At 37.1% G+C, this 25033-nt stretch carries 24 protein-coding genes; 20 read left to right on the forward strand and 4 right to left on the reverse strand.

Annotated elements, in window-relative coordinates:
- Positions 1-98: 98 nt before the first annotated feature.
- Positions 99-962 (forward strand): AraC family transcriptional regulator, encoded by an 864-nt coding sequence (locus MHB44_RS06815; RefSeq protein ID WP_341302095.1) that lies wholly within the window; start codon positions 99-101, stop codon positions 960-962.
- 256 nt (positions 963-1218) lie between these two features.
- On the opposite strand, the gene MHB44_RS06820 is transcribed toward MHB44_RS06815, so the two are convergent.
- Together MHB44_RS06820 and MHB44_RS06825 are read right to left on the reverse strand one after the other, a co-directional pair.
- Entirely contained in the window at positions 1219-1425 is a 207-nt protein-coding gene (locus MHB44_RS06820) for a DUF4351 domain-containing protein (protein WP_341302096.1), read from the reverse strand.
- 251 nt (positions 1426-1676) lie between these two features.
- Positions 1677-2546, reverse strand: a complete 870-nt coding sequence (locus MHB44_RS06825; RefSeq protein WP_341302097.1) for a sugar phosphate isomerase/epimerase family protein — start codon at positions 2544-2546, stop codon at positions 1677-1679.
- A gap of 564 nt (positions 2547-3110) precedes the next feature.
- On the opposite strand from MHB44_RS06825, the gene MHB44_RS06830 reads away from it, so the two are divergent.
- The 17 genes from MHB44_RS06830 (at position 3111) to MHB44_RS06910 (ending at position 21082) form a co-directional block, all read left to right on the forward strand.
- Complete coding sequence (locus MHB44_RS06830) at positions 3111-3851, forward strand: GntR family transcriptional regulator (RefSeq protein ID WP_341302098.1); 741 nt, start codon at positions 3111-3113, stop codon at positions 3849-3851.
- Between the two features lie 18 nt (positions 3852-3869).
- Positions 3870-5396, forward strand: coding sequence for a xylulokinase (xylB, locus tag MHB44_RS06835; protein ID WP_341302099.1), 1527 nt, complete (start codon positions 3870-3872; stop codon positions 5394-5396).
- A gap of 176 nt (positions 5397-5572) precedes the next feature.
- A complete protein-coding gene (locus MHB44_RS06840) occupies positions 5573-7072 on the forward strand; it encodes an FGGY-family carbohydrate kinase (RefSeq protein ID WP_341302100.1) in 1500 nt (499 codons plus the stop codon).
- A gap of 69 nt (positions 7073-7141) precedes the next feature.
- Positions 7142-8071, forward strand: coding sequence for a 1-phosphofructokinase family hexose kinase (locus MHB44_RS06845; RefSeq protein ID WP_341302101.1), 930 nt, complete (start codon positions 7142-7144; stop codon positions 8069-8071).
- Between the two features lie 11 nt (positions 8072-8082).
- Entirely contained in the window at positions 8083-8859 is a 777-nt protein-coding gene (locus MHB44_RS06850) for a glucose 1-dehydrogenase (protein WP_341302102.1), read from the forward strand.
- A gap of 146 nt (positions 8860-9005) precedes the next feature.
- Complete coding sequence (locus MHB44_RS06855) at positions 9006-10076, forward strand: substrate-binding domain-containing protein (RefSeq protein ID WP_053994150.1); 1071 nt, start codon at positions 9006-9008, stop codon at positions 10074-10076.
- 115 nt (positions 10077-10191) lie between these two features.
- Positions 10192-11673, forward strand: coding sequence for a sugar ABC transporter ATP-binding protein (locus tag MHB44_RS06860; RefSeq protein WP_341302103.1), 1482 nt, complete (start codon positions 10192-10194; stop codon positions 11671-11673).
- Positions 11674-12636, forward strand: coding sequence for an ABC transporter permease (locus MHB44_RS06865; protein WP_341302104.1), 963 nt, complete (start codon positions 11674-11676; stop codon positions 12634-12636).
- 21 nt (positions 12637-12657) lie between these two features.
- A complete protein-coding gene (locus MHB44_RS06870; RefSeq protein ID WP_341302105.1) occupies positions 12658-13695 on the forward strand; it encodes a zinc-binding dehydrogenase in 1038 nt (345 codons plus the stop codon).
- A gap of 14 nt (positions 13696-13709) precedes the next feature.
- Positions 13710-14735, forward strand: coding sequence for an alcohol dehydrogenase catalytic domain-containing protein (locus MHB44_RS06875; protein WP_341302106.1), 1026 nt, complete (start codon positions 13710-13712; stop codon positions 14733-14735).
- A 36-nt stretch (positions 14736-14771) separates the two neighbouring features.
- Positions 14772-15716 (forward strand): phosphoglycerate dehydrogenase, encoded by a 945-nt coding sequence (locus MHB44_RS06880; RefSeq protein ID WP_053994154.1) that lies wholly within the window; start codon positions 14772-14774, stop codon positions 15714-15716.
- The gene (locus tag MHB44_RS06885; RefSeq protein WP_053994155.1) at positions 15716-16681 is read left to right on the forward strand and encodes a hypothetical protein; all 966 of its coding nucleotides are present in this window, start codon (positions 15716-15718) and stop codon (positions 16679-16681) included. Before MHB44_RS06880 ends, MHB44_RS06885 begins: the two co-directional genes overlap by 1 nt.
- A gap of 19 nt (positions 16682-16700) precedes the next feature.
- Entirely contained in the window at positions 16701-17645 is a 945-nt protein-coding gene (locus tag MHB44_RS06890) for a shikimate dehydrogenase (RefSeq protein WP_341302107.1), read from the forward strand.
- 18 nt (positions 17646-17663) lie between these two features.
- The gene (locus MHB44_RS06895; protein ID WP_341302108.1) at positions 17664-18239 is read left to right on the forward strand and encodes a glucose-6-phosphate isomerase; all 576 of its coding nucleotides are present in this window, start codon (positions 17664-17666) and stop codon (positions 18237-18239) included.
- Between the two features lie 11 nt (positions 18240-18250).
- Positions 18251-18895 carry a bifunctional 2-keto-4-hydroxyglutarate aldolase/2-keto-3-deoxy-6-phosphogluconate aldolase gene (locus MHB44_RS06900; protein ID WP_341302109.1) on the forward strand — a complete coding sequence of 215 codons (645 nt, stop codon included), beginning with the start codon at positions 18251-18253 and terminating at the stop codon, positions 18893-18895.
- Between the two features lie 117 nt (positions 18896-19012).
- Complete coding sequence (locus MHB44_RS06905) at positions 19013-19636, forward strand: HAD family hydrolase (RefSeq protein ID WP_341302110.1); 624 nt, start codon at positions 19013-19015, stop codon at positions 19634-19636.
- A 669-nt stretch (positions 19637-20305) separates the two neighbouring features.
- Entirely contained in the window at positions 20306-21082 is a 777-nt protein-coding gene (locus MHB44_RS06910) for a DeoR/GlpR family DNA-binding transcription regulator (protein WP_341302111.1), read from the forward strand.
- Positions 21083-21153: 71 nt separating this feature from the next.
- Here the strand turns inward: MHB44_RS06910 and MHB44_RS06915 are convergent, their stop codons facing one another.
- On the reverse strand, positions 21154-22146 hold the full coding sequence (locus tag MHB44_RS06915; RefSeq protein WP_341302112.1) for a tagatose 1,6-diphosphate aldolase: 993 nt from the start codon (positions 22144-22146) through the stop codon (positions 21154-21156).
- 211 nt (positions 22147-22357) lie between these two features.
- Here MHB44_RS06915 and MHB44_RS06920 point away from each other — a divergent pair, with 211 nt between their 5' ends.
- Together MHB44_RS06920 and MHB44_RS06925 are read left to right on the forward strand one after the other, a co-directional pair.
- Positions 22358-23122 carry a DeoR/GlpR family DNA-binding transcription regulator gene (locus tag MHB44_RS06920; RefSeq protein ID WP_341302113.1) on the forward strand — a complete coding sequence of 255 codons (765 nt, stop codon included), beginning with the start codon at positions 22358-22360 and terminating at the stop codon, positions 23120-23122.
- A gap of 31 nt (positions 23123-23153) precedes the next feature.
- Positions 23154-24191, forward strand: a complete 1038-nt coding sequence (locus MHB44_RS06925; RefSeq protein ID WP_341302114.1) for a galactitol-1-phosphate 5-dehydrogenase — start codon at positions 23154-23156, stop codon at positions 24189-24191.
- A gap of 82 nt (positions 24192-24273) precedes the next feature.
- Here MHB44_RS06925 and MHB44_RS06930 read toward each other — a convergent pair whose 3' ends face one another.
- Positions 24274-24969 (reverse strand): HAD family hydrolase, encoded by a 696-nt coding sequence (locus MHB44_RS06930; protein ID WP_341302115.1) that lies wholly within the window; start codon positions 24967-24969, stop codon positions 24274-24276.
- Positions 24970-25033: the final 64 nt, after the last annotated feature.

Genomic DNA, 25033 nt, shown 5'->3' on the forward strand with positions numbered 1-25033 from the left:
TAACAACATCATTCTCAAAATTTACTGTCCAAGGATAGCATAAAAAGACAGGATAAGTAGCATGAACTAACTTAAGATGGTATCAAGGAGTGAGAGCAATGAGTTGGATTGAGTCGATTCAAAAGGCTATTAATTTTATAGAGGAGCATTTATTAGAGAACATCACCATTGCACAGATTGCACAGGAGGTGAATGCTTCTGTCTTTCATTTTCAACGAACATTTGCGATTTTAACGGATATGTCGATTGCAGACTATATACGACGGAGAAGATTAACACTAGCTGCAGAAGAATTAATTAATACAGAGCATAAAATAATCGACATCGCCTACAAATATGGCTATGAAACTCCTGAGGCTTTTACAAAAGCATTTCGTAAGCAGCATTATGTAACGCCTAGTGAAGCAAGAAAAAGGCAAGGAGCATTACAATCATACAATCGCCTGATTATTCAGGTAAGCTTGAAGGGAGCAGAGCCAATGAAATATAAAATCGTAGAAAAAGAAAAGTTTCAAATTGTCGGTATAAAAAGAACGTATAATTGTCAGGATGGAGAAAACACACGAGAAATTCCGCTATTTTGGCAAGAGGTGAATCAAAATGGCTTCGACTATCAGCTTTTCCAATTAAATAATGGTAATATCCATGGCGTGCTAGGGGTCTGTGTACCAAATACAAGCCAAGGACAAAAAGGCTTTATTGATTACTGGATTGCTACAGATCATGTAGGTGATGCGGAAGAGGGGCTTCTTACAATGGAAGTACCTGCATCTAAATGGGTGATCTTTGAGGTACATGGTCCTATGCCAGATGCGATGCAAAATACGTGGAAGCAAATTTATTCAGAGTGGTTCCCATCCAATCCATACGAGCCAGCAGGGACGGCTGAGCTTGAGGTCTATCCAAATGAAGATGCCTATGGCCCTGATGCCTACTCTGAAATTTGGATTCCAATTAAATAAGAATAAAATGGATTTGGTCAACAATTCGTTTGCCAAATCCATTTTTATTGTTTTATCTAGTAGGAGAAATGGGGCTTTATTGGAAGAGCCGAATAAGCGAGCAGGGCAGCTTTTAAATAATTTAAAAACATTGGATGTCCAATTAACGGCTGAAGAAATCCAAATGATGAGTACAATTTTTAGTGAATAAATAATGTTATATAAAGATCAGGCTACATTTTAGAATATAGTTTGATTTTTATTTTTTCCCAAAAAGTTATTGAAGATAGTATTTTGCTGCATCAATAGCTGTGAAATTAAAGATATTGATAAATAATATTTTTAAGCTATCTGTATCCATTTTTGTGATACGTTCTTTCATATCTGAAGGCACTTTTCCAAATTTTTGTGTTAATAAAAGAATGGTTGTTTCGGCTAGTCTTTTTGCTTTGCCTTCTTGACACCACATGTCCGCTAATGACATAGCAATCTCCCTTTTGTTAATACTACTTGCTGCGATTTATTGAAGCAGTTCTTTTTTAAAAAGGAAGGAATGCAATGCCAATATCAACCGTGCAGGATGGTATTTCTAATAGGGGATGTATGGTGTGAGAGCTAGTTGTATAACTTTTTGACAGGTATATAATGTAAAATAATTTAAACAGGGCTCTTCATTCAATATATCTTTTAATGAAGAGCCCCTTGCTATTTTATACGGAAATAAAGAAATGAATGCTAACGCGTGAACATAGATTTGACAAACGTTAAGGATTGTTTAATTTCTTGGTCTAATTGTGCTTCGGAGGCATTTTTACTTAAGTCTCGCCAAACTTTAATATCTTTTCCAACCTGTCCACCCATCTTGACAAATGGCTCCATAACGATAAATCCATCGTAGTGAATATCTTTTAAAGCATCACCTATCTCTTGCCAATTTAAGTTTCCTTGTCCTGGAACCTTTCGATTTCCCTCCCCTATATGTAGATGCCCCAAATGCTCCCCTGCTTTTCGAATGGCATCTGGAATAGAGTCTTCTTCAATATTCATATGGAATGTATCTAACATAATTTGCACATTTTCCTTGTCAACTTCGCGAACAAAGACAAGTGCTTCTTCCACATCGTTAATCAAAAATTGCTCAAAACGATTCAATGTTTCTATTAATAAAGTAATACCCTTTTGTTTTGCATAATCAGCAAGTTCTTTCACACTAGCAATAGAATATTTACGTACTTCTTCTTTATCAAAAGGCTGGGAGTAGTCTACAGGCCAGTAAGAATAAACTGTACCACCTATACGATCTATTCCGGCTATTTCTAATTTATTCAATATATTTTTCATAAATTGAAGCCCTTTTTCTCGTGTTTCCTTGTTAGGTGAGCTTATATCATATTCTTGGGGAATACCAATCCCAGCTGTTAATGAAATTTGCTGCTCCTTTGCTAAATAGTTAAGATGTTTTAACTGTTCGTTAGAGAGGTTCACTAATCCAAGAGCAGCTACTTCCAAAACATCAAATCCCAGTTTTTTTACCTTTTGAATATACTTTTCAAAAGATGTAGCCCATTCATTTTCCCAATAAGCATAGTAAACACCGTATTTCATTCCTTACTTCCTCCTCTAAAATCATTATGTCACTACATAATAACATTGATATATTTCAACTTAATGATATAATAAACTATAAGTAAGCGTTTACTAGTTAGTCAAGTCTGAATATTGCAAAATATAAACTAATAATGAGCAGTACTAGTTTTCCTATTTTATTGAGCCCATCCTCATTATTGGTTGTATGTAGAGGTGAGCGATCCATACATATCTTTCTTATAAAAGCTAGTTTATTGTAAGGGAATAAAAATTTTGCAAAATGTTAATGGAATTAGTAAATCATGAGCCATTTTTTATAGGCAATAAAAATTTGTCATTTACATTTGAATTCTATGAGTAAAGTCTAATTTATACAATAATTAATAAGTGTTGTAAAATATGTACTGCTAATATTATCAAATTTATGAAGAAGCACATACATAAATATTCCAGAATACTTTGCTTTTAACTAGAATCTTTATATAAAATAATCTTATGGAAAGCTCCTTTTATAGATGGAACTTTACTGACTAAAAAACGGACTTATTCATGATTAAACAACTGCATTTTGGAGGTATAAATATGGCTCATCAATTAGATAAATCAGTACCTATTCCCTTATATTACCAATTAAAGGAATTGATTCTAAACGATATTAAAGATGGAACATTGCAAGTAGGTGATGCAATACCAGTCGAAAAAGAATTAAGCGCTATTTATGGCATTAGTCGCACGACTGTACGTCAAGCAGTAGCTGAGCTTGTTCAGGAAGGTTGGTTATATAGGGTAAAAAGTAAAGGAACATTTGTAAAAGCGCCAAAAATTGAACAAAGCTTTATTCAAGCACTTGGTTCATTTAATGACCAGATAAGAGATCTTGGTATGACACCAAGTACAGAAGTATTGGAATTAGAAGTAATAGATGTTCCTGGGTTTGTCTCGGATAAATTAAATATTCCATTAGGCTCAAAGGTTATTTATTTACATCGACGAAGGTTTGCAGATAATGAGCCTATTGTGATGGTTAAAACATATCTTCCTTATAATAAATGTAAATTTGTAATTGAAAGAGATTTTGTTAAGGAATCATTGTACCCTGTTTTAGGCGAATCTAAGGAAACACAGATACGTAAAATTAGACGCTATATTGAGGCGGTTGAATCGGAAAAATACGATTTTGACTATTTGAATATGGAAAAAGGTAAGGCTGTTCAGCGATTTATTTCGATTGGGTTTAATTATCGAGATGAACCAATTGAATATTCTATTGCCCGTTATAGGGGGGATAAGAACAGTTTTGAAATTATTATTACAGCTACTTAAATAGGAGTGAGCAGAAAAGTGGAAAGATATATTTTAGCACATGATCTTGGTACTTCAGGAAATAAGGCAACATTATTTCATGAATCAGGAAGATTAGTAGATAGTTATATTTCTTCGTATCCCACGCACTATTTTAATGAAAATTGGGTAGAACAAAACCCAGATGATTGGTGGAATGCGGTTTGTTCATCTACTTTGAATATCCTTAAAAACTCGAAAATTGACCCACAACAAATTGAGGTAGTGAGCTTTAGTGGTCAAATGATGGGGTGCTTAGTAGTAGATCAAGATGGGGAGCCATTGCGACCATCCATTATTTGGGCTGACCAACGCGCAGTTAAGCAGTCAAGTGAATTAGAGCAAGGTATTTCTCAAACAGAGTTTTATCACATTGTGGGGCATCGTAACACACCTTCTTATGGTATACAAAAATTAATGTGGATACGTGATAATGAGCCTGAAATTTATAATAAAGCCTATAAGACACTAAATGCTAAAGATTATATTGTCTTTAAATTAACAGGTGCTTTTGTTACCGATTATTCAGATGGAAATAGTATGGGCTGTTTTGATTTACATACATTTACATGGTCTAATCGTATTATTGAGGCGAGTGGGATTGATAGCTCGAAACTGCCTGACTTACAGCCATCTACTTATCAAGCAGGTGTCATTTTACCAGATGCAGCAAAAGCGACTGGTCTTGCAGAAGGAACAAAAGTTGTGATTGGTGCTGGAGATGGTGTGACAGCAAATATTGGTGCGGGATCGGTGCGGGAAGGAAAGACATACTGCTCTCTTGGGACATCTGCATGGGTGACTACGACTTCTAAAAAGCCTATTTTTGATCCAGAAATGCGTATTGTAACATGGGCACATGCTATTCCCGGATACTATGCCCCTAATGGTACAATGCAATATGCAGGTGGCTCATTCAACTGGATGAAGGAAACGCTATGTCAGGCGGAACTACAAGCTGCTGAGCAAACAGGTAGTTCTCCATACGATCTAATCAATGACAAGATTGAGAAGGCGGCTGCTGGTTCAGGAGGTGTGCTATTTTTACCTTACTTTTTGGGAGAGCGAGCTCCGCGCTGGGACGCTGTTTCGAAAGGGAGCTATGTAGGGATTAAATCAGATACTACTCATGAAGAGATGCTAAGAAGTGTTATAGAAGGTGTTACCTATAATCTAGGAATTATTTATGACATTTTAAAGGAACATATCGACATAGATGAATTGATTTTAATTGGCGGCGGCGCAAAAAGTAAGGTTTGGCGTCAAATTATTGCGGATGTTTTTCAGTTACCTGTCCATATCCCTAATTATTTGGATGAAGCTGGATCTATGGGAGCGGCAATTATAGGAGGTGTTGGTGCAGGTATGTACGATAGCTTTGATGTTATTGAAAATTTCTTGCATATTCAAGATTCCCAACAGCCTAACCCACAGTTGAATAAAACGTATCAATTGGCTAAAAGACAATTTGATGACTTCTATTTTGCGCTACAGAAGGTATATGAAAAACATAAATCTGTCTATTAGTTCACGCTAATGAATCATTCACTCATCATAAGCAGAAATTGTAAGAGAAGATAGGGTATGTGCAATGTAGATAAATGGTTAAAGCCTATCTTTTAAAAAATGAAATAGATGGGAATTATCCGTCTATAATTGCCTGAAAATAATAAATATTTAGTATAGCTGAAGGCGTGATAACAATGAAAAAATATTTACTCGGAATTGATATTGGAACTTCTTCCTGTAAAATTACTTTATTTCACTTTAATGGGCAGATTGTAGCACAAGAGAGTGAAACCTATCCCCTTTACTATCCTCACGATGGGTGGGTAGAACAAGATCCAGATGAATGGTGGAATAAAATCGCATTTTGTATTCGCAAAATTTTAACTACTGAAACGATTAAAGGGGATGAAATTGCTGGTATAGGGATTGCAGGACAAGGATGGGCAGCTATACCAGTGGATAAAGAGGGAAATTGTTTACGTAAAACCCCCATTTGGCTTGATACAAGAGCAAGAAATGTGTGGAAAGATGTTGAAGGAAACGTCTCAAAGGAAGAAATTTTTAGTATTTCCAAAAATACATGGTCTCCATCTTATACAACACCAAAGTTAATATGGTTCAAGAAGCATGAGCCTAAGCTTTTTGAAGAAACCTATCAATTTCTGCAAAGCAATAGCTATATTGCATTGAAATTGACGGGTGTATTTTCATCCGATAGATGCCAAAATTATGGCTTGCATATTTATGATCCTGTGAATTATGAATATAATATGCAATTAGCCAGTAAATTGGGCATCCCTTTAGAGAAATTACCACCAATCTATGCTTCCCATGAAGTTATTGGTTATGTACATGATAAGGCTTACGAACAAACAGGCTTAGCTATTGGCACGCCTGTTGTGGCAGGTGGATTAGATGCAGCGTGTGGCACTTTAGGGGCAGGCGTTCTGCAAGCATTTGAAACACAGCTTCAAGGAGGACAGGCAGGTGGGGTAAGCATTTGCTTAGATGAGGTAAAGGCACATCCTGATTTAATTTTCTCTCCTCATGTTATTCCCGATAGATGGCTTTTACAGGGAGGAACAGTTGGTGGAGGCGGTGCTTTACGATGGTTTAAACAGGAGTTTGGTACACAACAATCATTCCAAGAGTTTACCATGAAGGCAGCGACGATTAAGCCAGGGTCTGACGGTGTGTTATTTTTACCTTATTTATCTGGAGAAAGAAGTCCTTTGTGGAATCCACAGGCGAAAGGTGTATTCTATGGTTTAAGCTTTGATAAATCGAGAGACCATATGATTCGAGCTGTTTTAGAGGGAGTAGCATTATCAGTGAATCATAATTTACTTGTGGCCCAAGAAGCAGGCGTAGAGATAGAAAAACTGTCCCTTTATGCAATGGGAGGTGCAGCAAATAGTGAATTGTGGATACAAATTTATGCAGATGTGACCAATTGTAAAATAAACGTCCCCGGTTCAGATACAGCAACAACTTGGGGGGCAGCTCTGTTGGCAGGTGTTGGCGTGGGAGTTTATTCATCATTTGAAGAGGCTGTTAGTCAAACAATTCAACTGCAAAGGGAGCATATTCCAAATAGCGAGAATGTGACCGTTTATCAGCAAGCGATGACTGAATATTTAAGATTATCAAAGCTACTGTCTGAAGAGATGTATCATGACTATATAAATTCCTAAAATTAGTAAATAGAACGCAAAATTGTATTTTAGAAAAAGGCTTATGAAGAGTTTTATGGAGGTGTCAAAATGATTCTTGCTGTTACGCTAAATATTGCACTTGATCATTATTATTATGTCCCTCATTTCAGAATTGGGAATGTACATCGTGTAGCGAAGCAAGTAGTAACTGCTGGTGGAAAAGGACTAAATGTAGCGAGAGTCATTCACCAATTGCAGGCAGATGTAAAAGCAACGGGTATTATTGGTGGCTTTAATGGTCAAAGGATATTGCAATTAGTGAAAGAAGATGGAATAGCCCATCATTTTATGGAAGCGCCAATTGAAACACGAAAATGTATGAACATTGTTGATGAATCAGGTATATCGACAGAGTTGTTAGAGTCGGGTGAGCAATTAGAAGAAGTGCATTTAGAATCTTTTATCAAGGAATTTTCAGCTATGCTAGCTGAAGCTAAAGTTGTTACTTTTTCTGGTAGCGCAATGGTGGGGATGCCAAAAACGGTATATAACCAACTTATTGCCTTGTGTAAAACAAAGTGTATTCCAGTGTTGTTAGATACAAGTGGAGAATTATTGAAGTGTGGTATCGAGGGAGAGCCAACGTTAATTAAACCAAATCAGCAAGAGCTAAGGCAGCTAGTAGGAGGAGAAATCGCTTCTATAGAAGATATTATTAGAGCTAGTGATAAGTTAGTAAACAATTATGTGAAATATGTAGTAGTTTCTTTGGGCGAAAATGGAGCTTTATTGGTTATGAAGGATCGGGTTATTCGTGCTGTTCCACCAAAAATGGAGGTGGTGAATGTTGTTGGCTCGGGAGATTCTATGGTAGCTGCATTAGCGGTTTCTATTGCACAAGGCAAGACACCTGAGGAAATGTTGCGTTATAGTGTAGCGGTTTCAGCTGTAAACACTTTATCTGAAAAAACAGGCGATATTGATTTGAATAAGGTAGAAGAGATTTTCTCAAAAGTGGAAGTATATGTGGAAAAGTAGGAGGTAGAGCGATGCAAATATTGACAGAGTTATTTTCATTAGAGGGCAAAACCGTTTTAATTACAGGGGGAGCTCGGGGCATTGGTAAAACAGTTGGAGAAGGCTTAGCAAAAGCAGGAGCCAATGTGGTGATTTTTGATATTAATGGGGAGCAGGCGGAAGCGACAGCAAAAGAAATTGCCAAGAATACAGGAAGAAAGACATTTTCTCAGAAAGTAGATGTAACAAATTATCAGGAGATTCAACAGGCATTAGAGCGTTCAATTCATGAAATGGGGAGTATTGAGCTGCTTTTTAATAATGCAGGAATTGTTATTCAAAAGCCAGTTATTGAAGCAACACCAGAAGAATGGAAGCGTGTGATTGATGTCAATCTAAATGGGGTTTATTATGTCGCTCAGCTATTTGGAAAGTATTTAGTAGAAAATAAAATCAAGGGTGCGATTGTTAATACAGCATCCATGTCAGGTATTATTGTGAATTATCCACAATTACAGGCATCATATAATACATCAAAGGCCGGTGTTACACATTTAACAAAATCCTTAGCCTATGAATGGGCTCAGTATGGTATTCGAGTAAACTGTATTAGTCCAGGCTATATGTTTACAGAGCTTACTTCTTTTGTTCGAGAGGATTGGCGAGAACAATGGGCTACATTGACGCCGATGCAACGTCTAGGTGATCCAGCTGAATTAATGGGGGCAGTTATCTACTTATTATCAGATGCAGCATCTTTTACGACAGGAAGCGAGCTTGTAATAGATGGAGGATTTACTATTATTTAAGGGTAGAAATAAAATATTTACTGAATACTCGAAAAATATGGTTGTAAACGCTTCCTTTAGATAGTATAGTATATTTATTAAGTTGTAATGTCATGACATTAGGATATAGTGATATTATGATGATTAAATAATAAGGGGGAAAAACAATGAAGGTAAAAAAGTTGATGTTATTTGTAGCTCTATTTGCAGTGATGCTTATCACAGCCGCATGTAGTGGAGGGGATTCAAATTCTTCAGGGGATGGTAAAGGGGATGACACATTTAAAGTAGGTTTTGCTATTAAAACGCAAGACTCACCCTATTTTGTATCGCTAGTGGAAGCTGTGAAAGAGTATGCAGAAGCTGAGGGCTGGAAAGTAACTGTTCTTGATGCAAATGGTGATTCAACAAAAGAAGCTGAAAACATGGAAACATTTATTTCACAAGGTATGGATTTAATTTTCCTTGATGCAACAGAGCCAGACGCAGTAGTACCAAGCATTAATAAAGCAGCTGAAGCGGGTATTCCCGTTATTAACTTAGATAGTGGTGTCGCGGAAGAAGCAAATGATGTGACAACGGTTTATTCTGACAATAAACAAAATGGTCGATTAGTAGGTTTAGCGTATGCTGAAAAAATGGGTGATGAAGAAATCATCTCTATTGTTTTAAGTGGTGCAAAAGGGAATGTAGCAGGTACTGAACGTCGAACAGGTTTATTTGCTGGTATTTTAGAAGGTAAGCTAGGTGTGACAGAGGAAGAGGCATGGAAGCTAGCAGACGAAATGGATGCACAACTTGCTTCAAGTGGTAAAGCGACAAATACAGAAGCAAAGTTTTCTGTAGTTGGACAAGGTTGGGGCGCTTGGACACGTGAGGAAGGTTTAACTGCTGCGGAGGACCTTATTACAGCAAATCCAAATATCACAACGGTATTAGGTGAAAATGATCAGATGTTATTTGGTGCAATGACAGCTCTTGAAAATGCTAATAGCTCAAATGTAGACATTGTAGCAGCAGCAGACGGAGCGATTGAGGCCTACGATTTAATTAAAGAAGGTAAATATTTCGCAACAGGTGAAAACAGCCCATTCAAGGTAGCAAAATTGGGTGTAGAAATCGCGAAAGAAATTTTAGTGGATGGCAAAGATCCAGAAAGCTATGAAGAAATTACATTAACGCAACCAGCAGCTGTTAAACAAGACAACGTAGATGAATATTACGAGTTTGGATTCTAAAAGTTCTAAATAGTAAAGAATCCCCCCTTTCGAAAGGTGAGAGTGGGGATTCTCTATACATATAATTCATTTAGCTTATTAGTAAGATGAAGAACAAGGAAGGAGTGTAGGCAAATTGGATTCTAAATACATCGTCGAAATGAATCATATATCAAAACACTTTGGTGGTGTTCAGGCACTGAATGATGTGCAATTAAAAGTGCAAAAAGGAGAAATACATGCTCTGATTGGTGAAAATGGAGCAGGAAAATCCACGCTAATGAAAATATTGGCTGGTGCTTATGCAAAAGATACAGGTACGATCGTTATTGATGGTCAGGAAGCAAAAACAGCAACACCGAAAGCGATGATTGATATGGGCGTTTCGGTTATTTACCAAGAATTTATGCTTGCTCCTGATTTGACAGTTGCAGAGAATATCTATATCGATAAATTAAGCAATAGTGGTATTTTTATAAATTGGAAGAAAATGAGGAAAGATGCACAACGAGAGCTAGAGAAAATTGGATTTGGCCATATTGATCCAAATAAAAAGGTAGGAGAATTAAGTGTAGCCTATCAACAAATTATCGAAATTTGTAAATGTCTCGCGAAAAATTCTAAGGTTCTTGTATTTGATGAACCAACAGCAGTACTTACGCATTCTGAAACTCAAAAATTATTAGAATTAATCAAAAAATTACAAGCACAAGGTGTGACGATTGTCTATATTTCACATCGCCTCGAAGAATTATTTGCGATTAGCGATAAAATTACTGTGTTAAAAGATGGAAAGTATGTGGATACAGTAGCAACAAAATCGATTACAAAAGAGCAGCTTGTGACAATGATGGTTGGACGAGAAATTCAAACATTATTCCCTGAAAGACATGCTGCTATTGGTCAAGAGGTTTTACGTGTTGAAAATCTATCTACAGAGGAACTTATTCGCGATGTAAGTTTTTCCGTTCAAGCTGGTGAAGTAGTTGGATTTAGTGGCTTAGTTGGCTCAGGTAGAACAGAGACAATGAGAGTTATTTTTGGTGCTTCTCCAAAAAAGAATGGAAAAATTATTTATTTTGGAAATGAAATTAATGTAAAAAGCCCTAAACAAGCTATTAAATTAGGAATTGGCCTATTACCTGAAGATCGAAAAAAACAGGGATTGTTGTTAAAACAATCTATTCGTATAAATACAACAATGGTATCCAACCAATCGAATGGATGGATTGCACATGCAAAAGAAAAGCAGGAAGTTGCAACATTATTAGCACGTATTAATACAAAGTATGGTTCAACAGAAGATCTCGCTGATAGTTTAAGTGGCGGTAATCAACAAAAAATAGCACTTGCTAAATGGTTAGCAATTGATACGAAATTAATCATTCTCGATGAGCCAACTCGTGGAGTAGATGTAGGTGCTAAAACAGAAATTTATAAGCTCATTAATGATTTGGCGGAAAAAGGTGTTGCTATTATTGTTATTTCCTCGGAAATGCCTGAAATTATAGGGCTTTGCGACCGCGCAATCGTCATGCGTGAGGGACAAATTACAGGGAATTTAGAGAAAGAATTTTTAACAGAAAACAATTTAATCAAATTAGCGATGGGGGTTTAAATGATGACATCTACAGCTAAGAAATTTAACTGGAAAGAGTTTTTAATTAATAATAATACGTTTATTATTTTATTGCTGCTCATCATTATTAGTGCAATGCTTTCTGATACATTTTTAACAACCATGAATATTCGTAATATTTTATTACAGCAAGCAGGTCCAATACTTGTAGCAATTGGTTTGCTGTATGTAATTTTAGCCGGTGGTATTGATTTATCAGTAGGTTCTATTATGGCATTAGGGGCGACAATATCAGCACTTTTGATTACTGATATAGGTTTACATTTTTCTGTATCCATTGCAGTAGCAGTTATTGTGGGTCTATTATTTGGTGTTTTTTCTGGTGCGCTTGTAGCTTATACCGGTATTCAAGGGTTTGTCGCGACATTAGCAACGATGACAATTGCTAGAGGGGTAGCCTTTGTTTTAACAGAAGGTAGACCTATAAAGGTTGAAACTGGAACAATTGATGTCTTGACAAGTAAAGATTTCCTATATCCACTTATTTGGATAGCAATGTTATTAATTGTGATGTTTACATTTATTCAACGTTATACAGGTTTTGGACGTAAGGTTGTCGCGATTGGAAGTAATGAAACAGCTGTTCAATTAGCAGGTGTTCGCACAAAGGTTTATGTGATGTCTACCTATGCAATTTCTGGTGCACTTGCTGCATTAGCAGGTGTGTTTGTGGCTTCACGTACATCTACTGGTAGTGCCACGATTGGCATGGGGCAAGAGCTAGATGCCATTGCAGCAGTTGTTATTGGTGGAGCAAGCTTAATGGGCGGAAAGGGCTTTGTGCTCAATACCGTAGCAGGCGCTTTGATTCTTGGTCTTATTGGTAACATTATGAATTTAATGGCTGTACCGTCATATCCTCAGGATATTATTAAAGGAATTATTATTATTGCTGCTGTACTTCTTCAAATTATGACGAGTAAAAAAGAAAGAACGATCTAATGTAAGAGAAGGAGTGTAGATATGATGAAAACATTAGCTGTGAATGCTGACAATGAGTTGTTTTTGAAAGAAGTTCCTATTCCTACTATTACTACAAAACAAGCCCTTGTCAAAGTGTTGGCATGTGGTATTTGTGGTACAGATGCCACGATTATTAAGGGTGGATTTAAAGGCTTTGATACTTCTGCCTACCCTATTATGCTTGGGCATGAGGCGGTAGGACGTGTGGAAAAAATAGGAGAGGAGGTAGTGTCCTATAAAGAAGGCGATATTGTGTTATTGCCTTTTACACCTACTGTTCAAACAGATGGTACAACATTTACTTCAGGATGGGGAGCTTTTAGTGAATTTGGCATTATTGATGACCAACAAGCTTATGAAGAACATGAACCACCGGAGGTTTCCTATGCACAGCAAGTATTACCTTCCAGTTACTTAATAGAAGAGGCTCCAATATTAGTGACATTACGAGAGGTTTATAGTACGATTCAATATTTTCAAATTAACAAGGGAGCCACTGTATTAATTTATGGCAGTGGTCCTGTTGCATTGGCATTTATCAAACTTTTACAGTTAAGTGGTGTTGAATCGCTTGCAGTGGTTGTTCGAAATAAAGCGAAAGAAGATCTCATGCATACATTTGGTGTACCAGTCATTATTAACACTGAGAATGGGACAGTCAAGGAACAAGTGAAGGCATTGTATCCGAATGGTGTTGATTATGTACTGGATGCTGTTGGCGATCAACGAATTTTGAATGAGGGGATTACCTTATTAAAGGATCGTGGTGAATTACTGTGTTATGGCGTACCAAAGGGAAACCAACTGCACTTAGATTATCATGAAGCACCTTATAATTGGAAAATAAACTTCCAGCAAATGCCTTATAAGCAAGAAGAGGGTGATTGTCATGAAGAAATTCTACAGTGGGTTGAAGAAGGCAAGTTAGTACTGCATGATTTTTTATCGGATGTCTATTCATTTGAACATATTCTGCAAGCATTTGAAGATTATTTAACTGGTAAAACAGAACGTAAAGTTGTGGTTATCTATGAGTAAAGGGGTTTATTGATATGAAGATGAAACAAGCTCTTATGACAAAGCCTGCTACAATCGTATTTCAAGAGGTAGAGATTCCAGCAGTAGGCGCAAATCAAGTTAAATTAGCCATCAAAAAAATTGGCGTTTGTGGCTCAGATATTCATGTTTATCATGGTGAGCATCCATATACACAATTCCCGGTTGTACAAGGACATGAAATAGCCGCTGAAGTGATAGAGATTGGTGCGAATGTTTCGTCCGTACAGGTGGGTACAAATGTGACAGTACAACCTCAAGTTGTTTGTGGGAGCTGCTTCCCCTGTCAAAATGGCATGTACCATGTTTGTGAGGATTTAAAGGTAATGGGCTTCCAAACGACAGGACTTGCTTCTGAGTATTTTGTCATTGATGAAGATAAACTTACGGTACTTCCTGATGGCCTATCATTTGACGAAGGTGCGATGATCGAGCCATTAGCTGTAGCTGTCCATGCTGTAAAAAGAGTTTCAGCTATTCACAATAAAAATGTCTTAGTGATTGGTGGTGGACCAATTGGCAATCTTGTTGCCCAAACAGCTAAAGCCTATGGAGCTAGTAAGGTTGTTGTATCTGAGCTAAGTGAAACAAGATTAGCGATGGCTAAAGAAGTAGGGCTAGAGGTTATTGATGGTAAAAATGAAGATTTACAAGAAGGTATTAGCAAACATTTTGGTATGCAAAAGGCTGATATTATCTTTGAATGCGTAGGCTCCTCCTTCACTGTAGCCAATGCTATTAATATTGCGCGTAAAGGCAGTATAGTAGTGATTGTAGGCGTTGTTTCCAATTTAACTGAAATCAATATGGGCTTTGTGCAAGACCATGAATTACAAATTTTAGGAACAGCAATGTATCAATCACAAGATTTTGACGCTGCTGTTGATTTATTGACAGAGCAGAAGGTTGAAGTGAAAACATTAATCACCAATCATGTTAAATTTGAAAATTATTTAGAGGCATATCATATTATTGAGGAAAATAAGGATAAGGTCATGAAGGTCATTATTGATGTGAATTAATATGGGTTGTCGCTTCGTATAAAAGGAGAGAAACAGATGTCAAAGATATTAATTACGCCAAAGTCATTTCAAAAATATAAAGAAAAGCCAATTGAGATGCTAACAGCTATGGGCTACGAAGTAATTGAAAATACTACAGGGAAAACATTGACAGAAGAACAACTGTTAAGCTTTGCAGAGCAGGAGATTGTAGGCATAATTGTGGGTGTAGATCCTTTAACGAAAGAAGTGCTACAGCAATTCCCTCATTTAAAAGCGATCTCTAAATATGGTGTTGGTATGGATAATATTGATTTACATGTAGCCACCTCTCTCGGTATTAAAGTTGACAATGCGAGAGATACAAATAATATTTCCGTATGTGAATTAGCGATTGCTTTAATGTTTGAATGTGCAAGAAAATTATCCCCTACAATTCAAGGCGTTAAACAGTTCGGATGGGACCGCTTTATAGGAATAGAGCTAACAGGAAAACATTTACTAATTGTTGGTGGCGGCAAGATAGGGAAAGAAGTAGCCAAACGAGCAAAAGGCCTAGCAATGGAAGTGACGATTTATGACCCCTATATGCAGGATGAAGCATTTCTTCAGACCTATCAAATAAATTATACAACTAATTTTGAAGAAGCAATTCAGCAGGCAGATATTGTCTCATTGCATTTACCAGCTACAGCAGAGACAAGACATCTTATGAATGCAGACATTTTTGAAAAAATGAAGCCATCTGCTATGTTAATCAATACAGCTCGAGGAGAATTGGTGAATGAGCAGGCCCTACTTACTGCACTTGAACAGGGTCAAATTGCTGTTGCAGCTCAAGATGTATATTCAGCGGAGCCACCAGAAGTAGGCGATGCGTTGGTACAACTTAATAATTTTATTTTAACACCACATATTGGTGCTTATACAGAAGAAGCAGTGGAGCGTATGGCTATCGTTTCAACTCAAAATATAATAAACCTGTTAAATGAACAGGAGTGATGATGAATTTGGAAGCTACTGTGACAACTATACTTGGTGAAGTACAACAACATAAGCTAGGTATTATTCATCCACATGAGCATCTTTTTTTAAAAAACGGAGTTCCAGCGCAAGTAGATGCTTCTCTTGTTCTTGACGATTATGAGAAAACAAGAAAAGAAGTAGCATTAGCAATGACACATGGTGTGCAAACAATTGTTGATGCACAGCCAATTGGGGCAGGAAGAGATGCTTTATTGCTAAGGAGATTATCTGAGGAGAGTGGTATTCATATCGTTGCCTGTACAGGTTTCCATAAGCTTGTTTTTTACGCGCAAAATCATTGGATTCACACAGCATCTTCAGAAGCATTAACAGAGCTATTTGTGACAGAAATAACAAAGCATCTTTATCGAGATGGTGAGGATGATTGGCCATCTACAGCTATTACTGGAAAAGCAGGGTTAATTAAAACAGCAGCAGATATGCAAGGTGTAGGGGGGCGGTATTTTTCATTATTTACAGCCGCAGCCGCAGCCGCAAAATTAACAAATACGGCGATTATGTCCCATACCGAAATGGGCTATCATGCCTTGGAGCAGATTGCATTTTATGAAAAACATGAAGTACCACCTGAACAACTAATTATCTGTCACTTAGATCGTAAAGTGGAGAATCTGGACTATATGCTCCATGTGGCAGAAAGTGGTGTCTATCTGGAACTAGATACAATTGGTCGTTTTCGTTATCACTCAGATGAAGATGAGGTAAAGATGATTCTGAAATTGTTGGATAAGGGGCATGAAGATCGTATTTTACTTAGTCTCGATACAACGAATAAACGAATGCGTCATTACAATGGTGGCGATTTAGGTTTAGATTATTTGCAAGTAACATTTTTACCAATGCTTAGAAAAGCAGGTGTTGGTGAGAACATTATTCGAAAAATTACGATAGCAAATGCTGCCCGTGCATTAGCGAAATAACAAGAAAGGATGACTGTACATGTGTAGCATACCGCAAGCAGCAACTGTACCAACAATGTATTTTATAGGAGTAACGACGACTAAGTCTTCCATTATGAAAATTTTCCCTGAGTGGATCAAGATTTTAGGATTTCCAGAAGCTAAATTAGTCGGAATTGATTTACCTATTCATGCAGCACCTGAAGACTATCGAGCAGTTGTTGAATTTATCAAAAATGACGCACTATCTTTAGGCGCACTTGTTACAACACATAAAATTGATATTTATGAGTCGGCTAAAGACTTGTTTGATGAATTGGATACGTATGCTCAAATGTTTGGTGAATTATCCTGTATATCCAAGCGTAATGGCAAATTAATTGGTCATGCTAAAGATCCTATTTCAAGTGGACTTGCTTTACAACGCTTTATTCCTACAAGATATTGGCAAGAGCAACATGGAGAAGTGATGCTTTTAGGCGCGGGAGGAAGTGCTATTGCTATTTCAGCTTATTTATTGAACAAGGAAAACGGAGCAGAAATTCCTCAGCGTATGATCGTTACAGATTTGGATCATAAGCGCTTAGAAGAGATTAAACATATTTTACAGGGTGTAAATCATACAGCAAATGTCGACTATCATTTAATTACTGAGCATGGACAAACAGATGAATTATTGGCTACATTACCATCGAATTCATTGGTCATCAATGCCACAGGATTAGGAAAAGATAGACCAGGTTCACCGATTAGTGACAAAGCTGTATTTCCAACGAATAGTTTTGTTTGGGAGTTAAATTATAGAGGTGAGTTAGGTTTTCTTCATCAAGCAAAGCAACAACAGCAAAGCAAGCAGTTACATGTAGAGGATGGTTGGATCTATTTCATCCATGGATGGACGCAGGTGATTGCTGAGGTTTTTGATATACCACTAACAGATGAAATAATGGATAAAATAGAGAACATTTCAAATAATTTAAGGTAGTACATGGGGGGAATAAGGATGACACAGCCAGTAAAAGCTTTCACGATTGATTTTGATCTAGTAACAGGTTTATCGAAAAAGACACCTTCAACGAAACGTTCATTATCAAGTATGAAGGGCATGTATGCTGACCAAGGAGCGTACGATCGTAAATTGCAAGATGATAATGATCCATTAGTTTATGAATTTTATGAGTTAGATATCCCACAAACAAGTGGCGATATTTTATTTGGTACGAGCGTTTTATATCCAGGAAAAGTAGGAAATGAATATCATATGACAAAAGGACATTTCCATACAATTTTAGAAACTGGAGAAGTCTATTATTGTTTAAGTGGAGAAGGGGTTATGTTGATGGAAAACCCTGAAGGTGATTGGCAAATCGAAAAGTTTAGCCCAGGTCAGGCAGTTTATGTGCCACCACGCTATGCACATCGAAGCATTAATACAGGCACTGAACCGCTTATTTCCTTTTATGCATTCCGTGCAGATGCAGGACATGATTATGGCACAATCGAAACAAAAGGCTATCGAAAATTAGTCGTTGAAAAAGAGGGTCAGCCTGAGATTATTGATAATCCTAAATGGAATTAAGGAGTGTTTCGATGATTACAAAACACCATACAGTAAAGCAGATTACGGATGCTGGGCTTGTAGCAGTTGTCCGTGCAGATAATATTGAACAAGCAAAAAAAATTACCGAAGCAGCCTTAAATGGTGGCGTTGCTGCAATTGAGATTACCTATACAATTCCAGGGGCAACAAAGGTGATTGAAGAACTAGCTAGTACTTTTCAATCAGACATTATTTTGGGAGCTGGAACTGTACTGGATGCTGAAACAGCTCGTATCGCCATTCTTGCAGGGGCACAATATATTGTTAGCCCAAGTTTCAGCGTAGCAACGGCTAAGCTATGTAATCGATATCAAATTCCCTATCTACCTGGCGTCATGACCATTGAAGCGGCTGTACAAGCAATGGAGTATGGAGCAGATGTGTTGAAAGTTTTCCCGGGTGAATTGATGGGACCAAAGGTAATTAAAGCATTTAAAGGACCGCTACCACAAGCAAATTTAATGCCTACTGGTGGTGTGAATGTCAATAATGTAGGGGAATGGATTCGTGCTGGTGCTGTAGCAGTAGGTGCAGGTGGTAGTCTGATTGGTAATCCAGAGGTTGATGGATACAGCAAAATTACCCATACAGCACAAGCATTTATACAAGAAATACAGCAGGCACGAAATAACTAGTATAGAATGTTAATCAGAGAGGATGTTTGCATAGTCTTCTCCTATATGAACTAAAGCAACAAGAGCGCTCGGATCAGTACATGGTTCGGGCACTTTGTTTAATAAAGGAGGGCGTATATGAGCATAGATAGCATTATTTTTGATTTAGATGGGACGTTATGGGATTCTAGGAAAACAGTCGCAAAATCGTGGACAAAGGTTGTTCAAGAGTCACCACTCGGTAAAGGTAGTGTGACAGAAGAGGATTTATCCAAAACGATGGGCTTACAAATTAAAGAAATTGCAGCTATGTTATTTCATTATCTGAATGAACAACAGCAGTTAGAACTTATTTTGGCATGTTGTCAACAAGAGCAAATTGATCTGTTACGTGAGGGTGGTATTTTATATCCACAGTTAGAAGAAACATTAGTGGCCTTGTCCGCAAGATTTCGAATGTTTATTGTTAGCAACTGTCAGGAAGGTTATATTGAAACCTTTTATGATTATCATCAACTAGGAAAATACTTTTTAGACTTTGAAAATCCTGGTCGTACAGGCTTATCAAAGGGTGAAAATATCCAATTAATCATGGAACGGAATAATATAAAAAATGCTGTCTATGTAGGCGATACCAATGGAGATATGCTTGCGGCACAATTTGCAGGAATCCCTTTTGTCTATGCTTCCTACGGGTTTGGTCAACCAGAGCAGTATGACTACGTGATTGAACGGCCATCTGATTTATTAACATTATTTTAATCGTATATTTGATAGACGTAGCATGCTAGAACTATTCTAGCATGCTACACTGTGTTGAAAAACAAAATTGTCCATAAAATTTTTATGAATCCTAGCGAGAGACTTCTGATTTCAGGCGATTTGTTTGATACGATGTTTCGCCAATAGAAGGAGCATGTACGGTTAAGTGGTACGTTGCTTTTACTCGGAAATTTACTCTGTGCGCCAGCGAAGTGACCGTGATGGGAGTAGCCTTCCATTCCAATTTTTCAAGGGACTCTATGTGGCAATCAAATAGAAGTGATCGCGAAAGTTGCTAGTCATGAAAGGATCGTGCTACTTCATAAGCTTAGGCAATCTGTGAGGAGGAACACTTTTAAAGAATGGTTGATTGGAGTGAAGACCGCGTGACTCCTTGGGGATTAGCGTCGCAGATGAGACCCCACAGCGCAGCGAGGAGGCTCATCGGACGCCCCCCAGGAAAGCACGCGGTCGTAACGGAAATCACCCCCTTGCTTTGCCAAAATGCCATGGACATAATCTTTTTTCAACAACGTGTAGCATGCTAGAACTATTCTAGCATGCTATTTTACATTGGGCTATGATTAAACAGTTGCTGAATGGAGATAAATAGCAGTAGATTTCAATATAGTGTAAAATTGATTTGATATATTATTTGGAGGTGGAGAAATGCTTCCACAAGATCGGCATAGAGAAATTATGAAACAACTGTATGAATTTCAAACTGTTAAAATTTCTAGTCTTAGTAAGATGTTAAATGTGACGAGAGAAACGGTTCGTAAGGACTTATATGATATGGAGGAAAAAGGACTTGTGCGTAAAGTCCATGGAGGTGCTGTTCTAAATAAGGCAAATTTAGAAATAAATTATGCAGATCGCAAAAGTGCGAATGAGGCAGAGAAGAGAAGTATTGCCAAGCGAGCATCTGACTTTGTCGAAAATGGTGATACATTGTACGTTGACTATGGCACAACAGCCTTATTATTTATCCGTGAAATTTTAAATAAGCGTAATTTAACCATTGTGACCAATTCTTTACCTATTGCAAATGAAATTATTGATTTTTCAGATTTTGAAGTGATTATTATTGGTGGTCAAGTACGGAAAAATGAAAAATCTTTATTTGGACCTTTAGCTTATCGCGGGATTGAAAAAATATATGTGGATAAAGGTTTTTTTGGGGTGAGTGGCGTTGACATTCAGGCTGGATTTACGAATATACATATGGGGGAATCAGAAGTTTCCAGGCTGATGATTCAGCATAGTAAAAAAAATATTGTAATGGCTGATTCTTCAAAATTTAATATTGTCTCCATGAATCAAATAGCATCAATTGAACAAGTAGATGTTTTAGTGACGGATGAAAAAGCAAATAAGGCTCTATTAAAGCAAATCATTGAAAAAAATGTGGAGGTCATCATAGAAACAATCCAACATGATGATTAATTGCTGGGTTTCTCGATAAATAAATAGAAGGAGCTGTCCTATATTTTGGGGCAGCTCCTTCTATTTATTGGTTATCGAGTAAAGGTACTCCACGGAGTAGCTGTAGCCGTAACAGCTTCTTTTACTTTCTTTAAATTGTCAATGCCTTGTGTTTGAAGCCATGTATAATAAGCCTCTTTGCCTTCTGTGGCAAATGTCTTGATGCCATCTTTCCAAGTAGCACGTCCACATAAAATACCACAGAATTCAGAATTTGCTGTTTTGGCAAAATGCAAAGTTTCGATAAATTGCTCATTTGTAACACCACCACTTAAATAAATGAATGGGAGGCGACTTTTATCAGAGCAATTTTTATAATGATGTGCCGCCTCTTCAGGAGAAAATACAGGTTGGTAATTTGAATATTGGCTATATCCTTCAATATTATAAATAGAAACAGGCACCTCGACCTTTAATAAATCAATACCATACTCTTCTTTTGAAAACTCCATCATAAAATATTCGATAATTTCAGGTTTAACCTTAGCAAATTCAGGGCTTTTTTCTGGCAGACCAGCTGCGCTATAAGAAACAGGTTCTAAAATAAATAGTAAATCATTTTGCTTACATTCATCACCTACACGTTTAATAAACGCCTTTTTTATAAGATTATATTGTTCTTCTTCTTTATGATCATAATAGACTAGTAATTTAAGAGCACTTGCGCCACCTTTGACTAAATCTTGCACCGCATAATCATCTACTAAATTTGGTAGACGGCCCTTTTCAGATGCATCATAGCCTGTTTTTTCATAAGCCATAATTAAACCAATATCTTCATTTAATTTTTGAGCAGCACTCCAACCATACTCAGGGTCTAATAAGAGAGAAGAAGAGTGATTGCCAAGTACTTCACTAACGCCTTCTTTAAATTGAACTAATCCTTCTTCATATGAAAGTGAATCATTGTATGATTGAATCATTTTGCCAAGGGAGCCTCGTTGATCCATTGCCGTCGCTAAAATAATATTATTTTCATCTGAAATTAACGCCAATCCTCTTTGTTTTCCTGCTGTTAAGTTCATCAATAAATCCTCCTTATTTTTCGTATTAATTGGGAGCATAAATACAGAATACAATCCATTCCTAAATGATTTATATTTCCATAATAAGCTGATATGCAAAAAAAAGCAAAGATATTTTATGATTATAACAATAAAACATTTTGCATTATTTTGCTTTTTGCTTTATAGTCAAACTATAAATACAGATTAAATAGCCTCTGGAGGTGAATCAATGCTTCCACAAGAGCGACAACATGAAATTATGGAACAGCTACAAAAAAACCGTGTAGTGAAAATTGCTGACATAAGTAAAATTTTAAATGTAACAAGGGAAACAATCCGAAAAGATTTATATGAGTTAGAGGCGAGAGGGCTAGTTCATAAAATTCATGGTGGAGCAATTATTAATAAAGCAAATAATGAGACCAGCTATGTTTATCGTAAAGTGATAAATGAAGTTGAAAAACGTAGTATAGCCAAACAAGCAGCTCAATTTGTTGAAGATGGCGATATTTTATATATAGATTATGGGACAACAACCTTATTCTTTACACAGGAAATTTTAAAGAAAAAAGGATTAACAGTTGTCACAAACTCTTTACCTGTTGCCAATGAATTGATGGAGCATTCCAAGTTTGATGTGATTGTTATTGGTGGTCATGTGAGGAAAAATGAAAAATCTTTAAGTGGTCCTATAGCCTGTAGGGGTATTGAAAAAATCAATGTGGATAAAGTTTTTTTTAGCGTAGGTGCTGTAGATATTGATGCAGGCTATACCAATATACATGTAGGTGAAACAGAAATTTCACGGTTAATGCTGAAGCATAGTCACAGGAAATTTTTAATGGCTGATTACTCAAAATTCAATAAAGTTGCTAGGAATAAAGTAGCTGCTATTGAGGAGATTGAGGTTTTAATAACAGATGTCAAGACAAACCAAGCAATATTAGCACAAATAGAAGCCAAAAATACAATAATCGTCGTTTGTGAAGAGTGATTTTGCAATAGCAGAGAGAGGGAGAGAAACAATGAAAGCGCTCGTCTTAGAAAGTAAAGCAACGTTTGCGTTAAGAGATATTGAGAAACCTATAATATCCAGTAAGCAAGTATTAGTAAAGGTAGCATTTGTAGGGATATGTGGTTCTGATTTAGCAAGATTTTTTGAAGGAAAGGTGCATAGCTACCCAACTATATTGGGACATGAATTTTCCGGTGTTGTAGAGCAGGTGGGAAGTGAAGTAACCGCTGTGCAAAAAGGAGATCGGGTGGCAGTTGCACCCTTAGTGCCTTGCGATCAATGCGAAAATTGCCAACAGGGCAAGCCAGCATTATGTGAGCATTATAGCTTTATTGGTTCGAGACAGCAAGGAGCTATGGCAGAGTATGTTGCTGTAGATGAAAGAAATATATTAGTGCTACCTGCTGAAGTAAGCAACGAGGAAGCCGCATTGATTGAGCCATTAACTGTTGCGATTCATGGCATTGAAAGAATTCAATTTCATGCAGGTGCTGCTGTTGTGGTGTTTGGTGCTGGAACAATTGGCATTATGACATTGTTAGCTTTAAAGGCACGAGGAGCAGGAGAAATAACAGTTATTGATATTAATGAAGATAAATTAAAAATCGCCAAAGAGCTTGGTGCTACTTATACAGTGAATTCCTTACAAGTCGATTTGAATGATTATTTCACGACCCATCCGAAGCCAAAAGTAGTAATTGAAACAGCAGGTGTTGCACAAACGCAGGTTCAAAGTATCGAAATTGTAGATAAGCTAGGGAAAGTTGTTTATATTGGAACAGCAGTAAGGGAAGTAACATTTCCTCCACAGGTATTTGAAAGAATTCTTAGAGGAGAAATAGAAATTACAGGTTCTTGGATGTCTTATTCTGCACCATTCCCAGGATTTGAGTGGCAGGCTGCTATCCAATATCTGAAAGAGGGGGTAGTGGATGTAAGACCGCTTATCAATGAGCATTATCGATTAGAAGATCAGGAAATACCATTTATAAAAATGAGAGACCCTAAAAATCCTGCCATTAAATATTTGTATAAAATCAGTGAATGATGCCTTAGCATAATAAGGGTGTTTTCCATTATTGAAAGAACGGTCAGCACAACTAGAAGTGAATTGCTAGTTGTGCTTTATGTTAAAGCTGCTCCTTTTCGGTGAAATAAGCCAATAATGCCTGTGGTGAGATAAAGGTTTTGTCTGGGTGAAAAGGTGCATTTGGTTGTGCTTTTTGACGGTGATTAAACCAAATAGCTTGCCATCCTACTTGCTTCGCTCCAATAATATCATTTTCATAGGAGTCCCCAATATAAAGAGTATGTGTCCTCTGTAAATGAAGTTTATGCTCTACAAATTCAAAGGCAAGTGCTGACGGTTTAACATGGCCGATACTACCAGAAATAAAAATATGCTCTTTTGGGATCCATTTAGTGAGCTGTAGCTGTTGGATTTTCCTCATTTGGTGCTCAAAGGGACCATTGGTTAGTATCCCAAGCTGCTTATTTTGCTGTAGCAGCTGCTCAAATAACTGTCGAATTTCAGGGAATAGTGTGATCTTTTGCTGCTCTTCTTCATAAGTTTTTTGAAATTGGCGAGCTGTGTTTTCATCAAGGGAAATACCAAAATCATGGCAAGCTGCCGTTAGTCGATATACTTGCTGCTCTTGTTGTGACATTGTACTAGTAAAGACTTCATCGCTATATTTTCGACTAGCAATATAGAACTGTTCGACTGGAATATGATGTAGGTGACCAAAATATTGTTCAAATGCCTTGCAAAAAGGCTGTAATTGATTATATAAAGTATCATCTACATCGAAGATAATAGTTTGCATGTCTGATGCGTCCTTCCTTTGCTGACTAGCATTATCATAACATGTTTTTCGTTTATGTTAGCGA

Source organism: Lysinibacillus sp. FSL H8-0500, from assembly GCF_038051955.1.
Lineage (GTDB): Bacteria > Bacillota > Bacilli > Bacillales_A > Planococcaceae > Lysinibacillus > Lysinibacillus macroides.

What these genes read in the sequence shown, in the direction of transcription:
- MHB44_RS06815 (WP_341302095.1), top strand. Translation starts at nt 99, where the DNA reads ATGAGTTGGATTGAGTCGATTCAAAAGGCTATTAATTTTATAGAGGAG.
- MHB44_RS06820 (WP_341302096.1), bottom strand. Translation starts at nt 1,425, where the DNA reads ATGTCATTAGCGGACATGTGGTGTCAAGAAGGCAAAGCAAAAAGACTA.
- MHB44_RS06825 (WP_341302097.1), bottom strand. Translation starts at nt 2,546, where the DNA reads ATGAAATACGGTGTTTACTATGCTTATTGGGAAAATGAATGGGCTACA.
- MHB44_RS06830 (WP_341302098.1), top strand. Translation starts at nt 3,111, where the DNA reads ATGGCTCATCAATTAGATAAATCAGTACCTATTCCCTTATATTACCAA.
- MHB44_RS06840 (WP_341302100.1), top strand. Translation starts at nt 5,573, where the DNA reads ATGAAAAAATATTTACTCGGAATTGATATTGGAACTTCTTCCTGTAAA.
- MHB44_RS06845 (WP_341302101.1), top strand. Translation starts at nt 7,142, where the DNA reads ATGATTCTTGCTGTTACGCTAAATATTGCACTTGATCATTATTATTAT.
- MHB44_RS06850 (WP_341302102.1), top strand. Translation starts at nt 8,083, where the DNA reads ATGCAAATATTGACAGAGTTATTTTCATTAGAGGGCAAAACCGTTTTA.
- MHB44_RS06855 (WP_053994150.1), top strand. Translation starts at nt 9,006, where the DNA reads ATGAAGGTAAAAAAGTTGATGTTATTTGTAGCTCTATTTGCAGTGATG.
- MHB44_RS06865 (WP_341302104.1), top strand. Translation starts at nt 11,674, where the DNA reads ATGATGACATCTACAGCTAAGAAATTTAACTGGAAAGAGTTTTTAATT.
- MHB44_RS06870 (WP_341302105.1), top strand. Translation starts at nt 12,658, where the DNA reads ATGATGAAAACATTAGCTGTGAATGCTGACAATGAGTTGTTTTTGAAA.
- MHB44_RS06875 (WP_341302106.1), top strand. Translation starts at nt 13,710, where the DNA reads ATGAAGATGAAACAAGCTCTTATGACAAAGCCTGCTACAATCGTATTT.
- MHB44_RS06880 (WP_053994154.1), top strand. Translation starts at nt 14,772, where the DNA reads ATGTCAAAGATATTAATTACGCCAAAGTCATTTCAAAAATATAAAGAA.
- MHB44_RS06885 (WP_053994155.1), top strand. Translation starts at nt 15,716, where the DNA reads ATGATGAATTTGGAAGCTACTGTGACAACTATACTTGGTGAAGTACAA.
- MHB44_RS06890 (WP_341302107.1), top strand. Translation starts at nt 16,701, where the DNA reads ATGTGTAGCATACCGCAAGCAGCAACTGTACCAACAATGTATTTTATA.
- MHB44_RS06895 (WP_341302108.1), top strand. Translation starts at nt 17,664, where the DNA reads ATGACACAGCCAGTAAAAGCTTTCACGATTGATTTTGATCTAGTAACA.
- MHB44_RS06900 (WP_341302109.1), top strand. Translation starts at nt 18,251, where the DNA reads ATGATTACAAAACACCATACAGTAAAGCAGATTACGGATGCTGGGCTT.
- MHB44_RS06905 (WP_341302110.1), top strand. Translation starts at nt 19,013, where the DNA reads ATGAGCATAGATAGCATTATTTTTGATTTAGATGGGACGTTATGGGAT.
- MHB44_RS06910 (WP_341302111.1), top strand. Translation starts at nt 20,306, where the DNA reads ATGCTTCCACAAGATCGGCATAGAGAAATTATGAAACAACTGTATGAA.
- MHB44_RS06915 (WP_341302112.1), bottom strand. Translation starts at nt 22,146, where the DNA reads ATGAACTTAACAGCAGGAAAACAAAGAGGATTGGCGTTAATTTCAGAT.
- MHB44_RS06920 (WP_341302113.1), top strand. Translation starts at nt 22,358, where the DNA reads ATGCTTCCACAAGAGCGACAACATGAAATTATGGAACAGCTACAAAAA.
- MHB44_RS06925 (WP_341302114.1), top strand. Translation starts at nt 23,154, where the DNA reads ATGAAAGCGCTCGTCTTAGAAAGTAAAGCAACGTTTGCGTTAAGAGAT.
- MHB44_RS06930 (WP_341302115.1), bottom strand. Translation starts at nt 24,969, where the DNA reads ATGCAAACTATTATCTTCGATGTAGATGATACTTTATATAATCAATTA.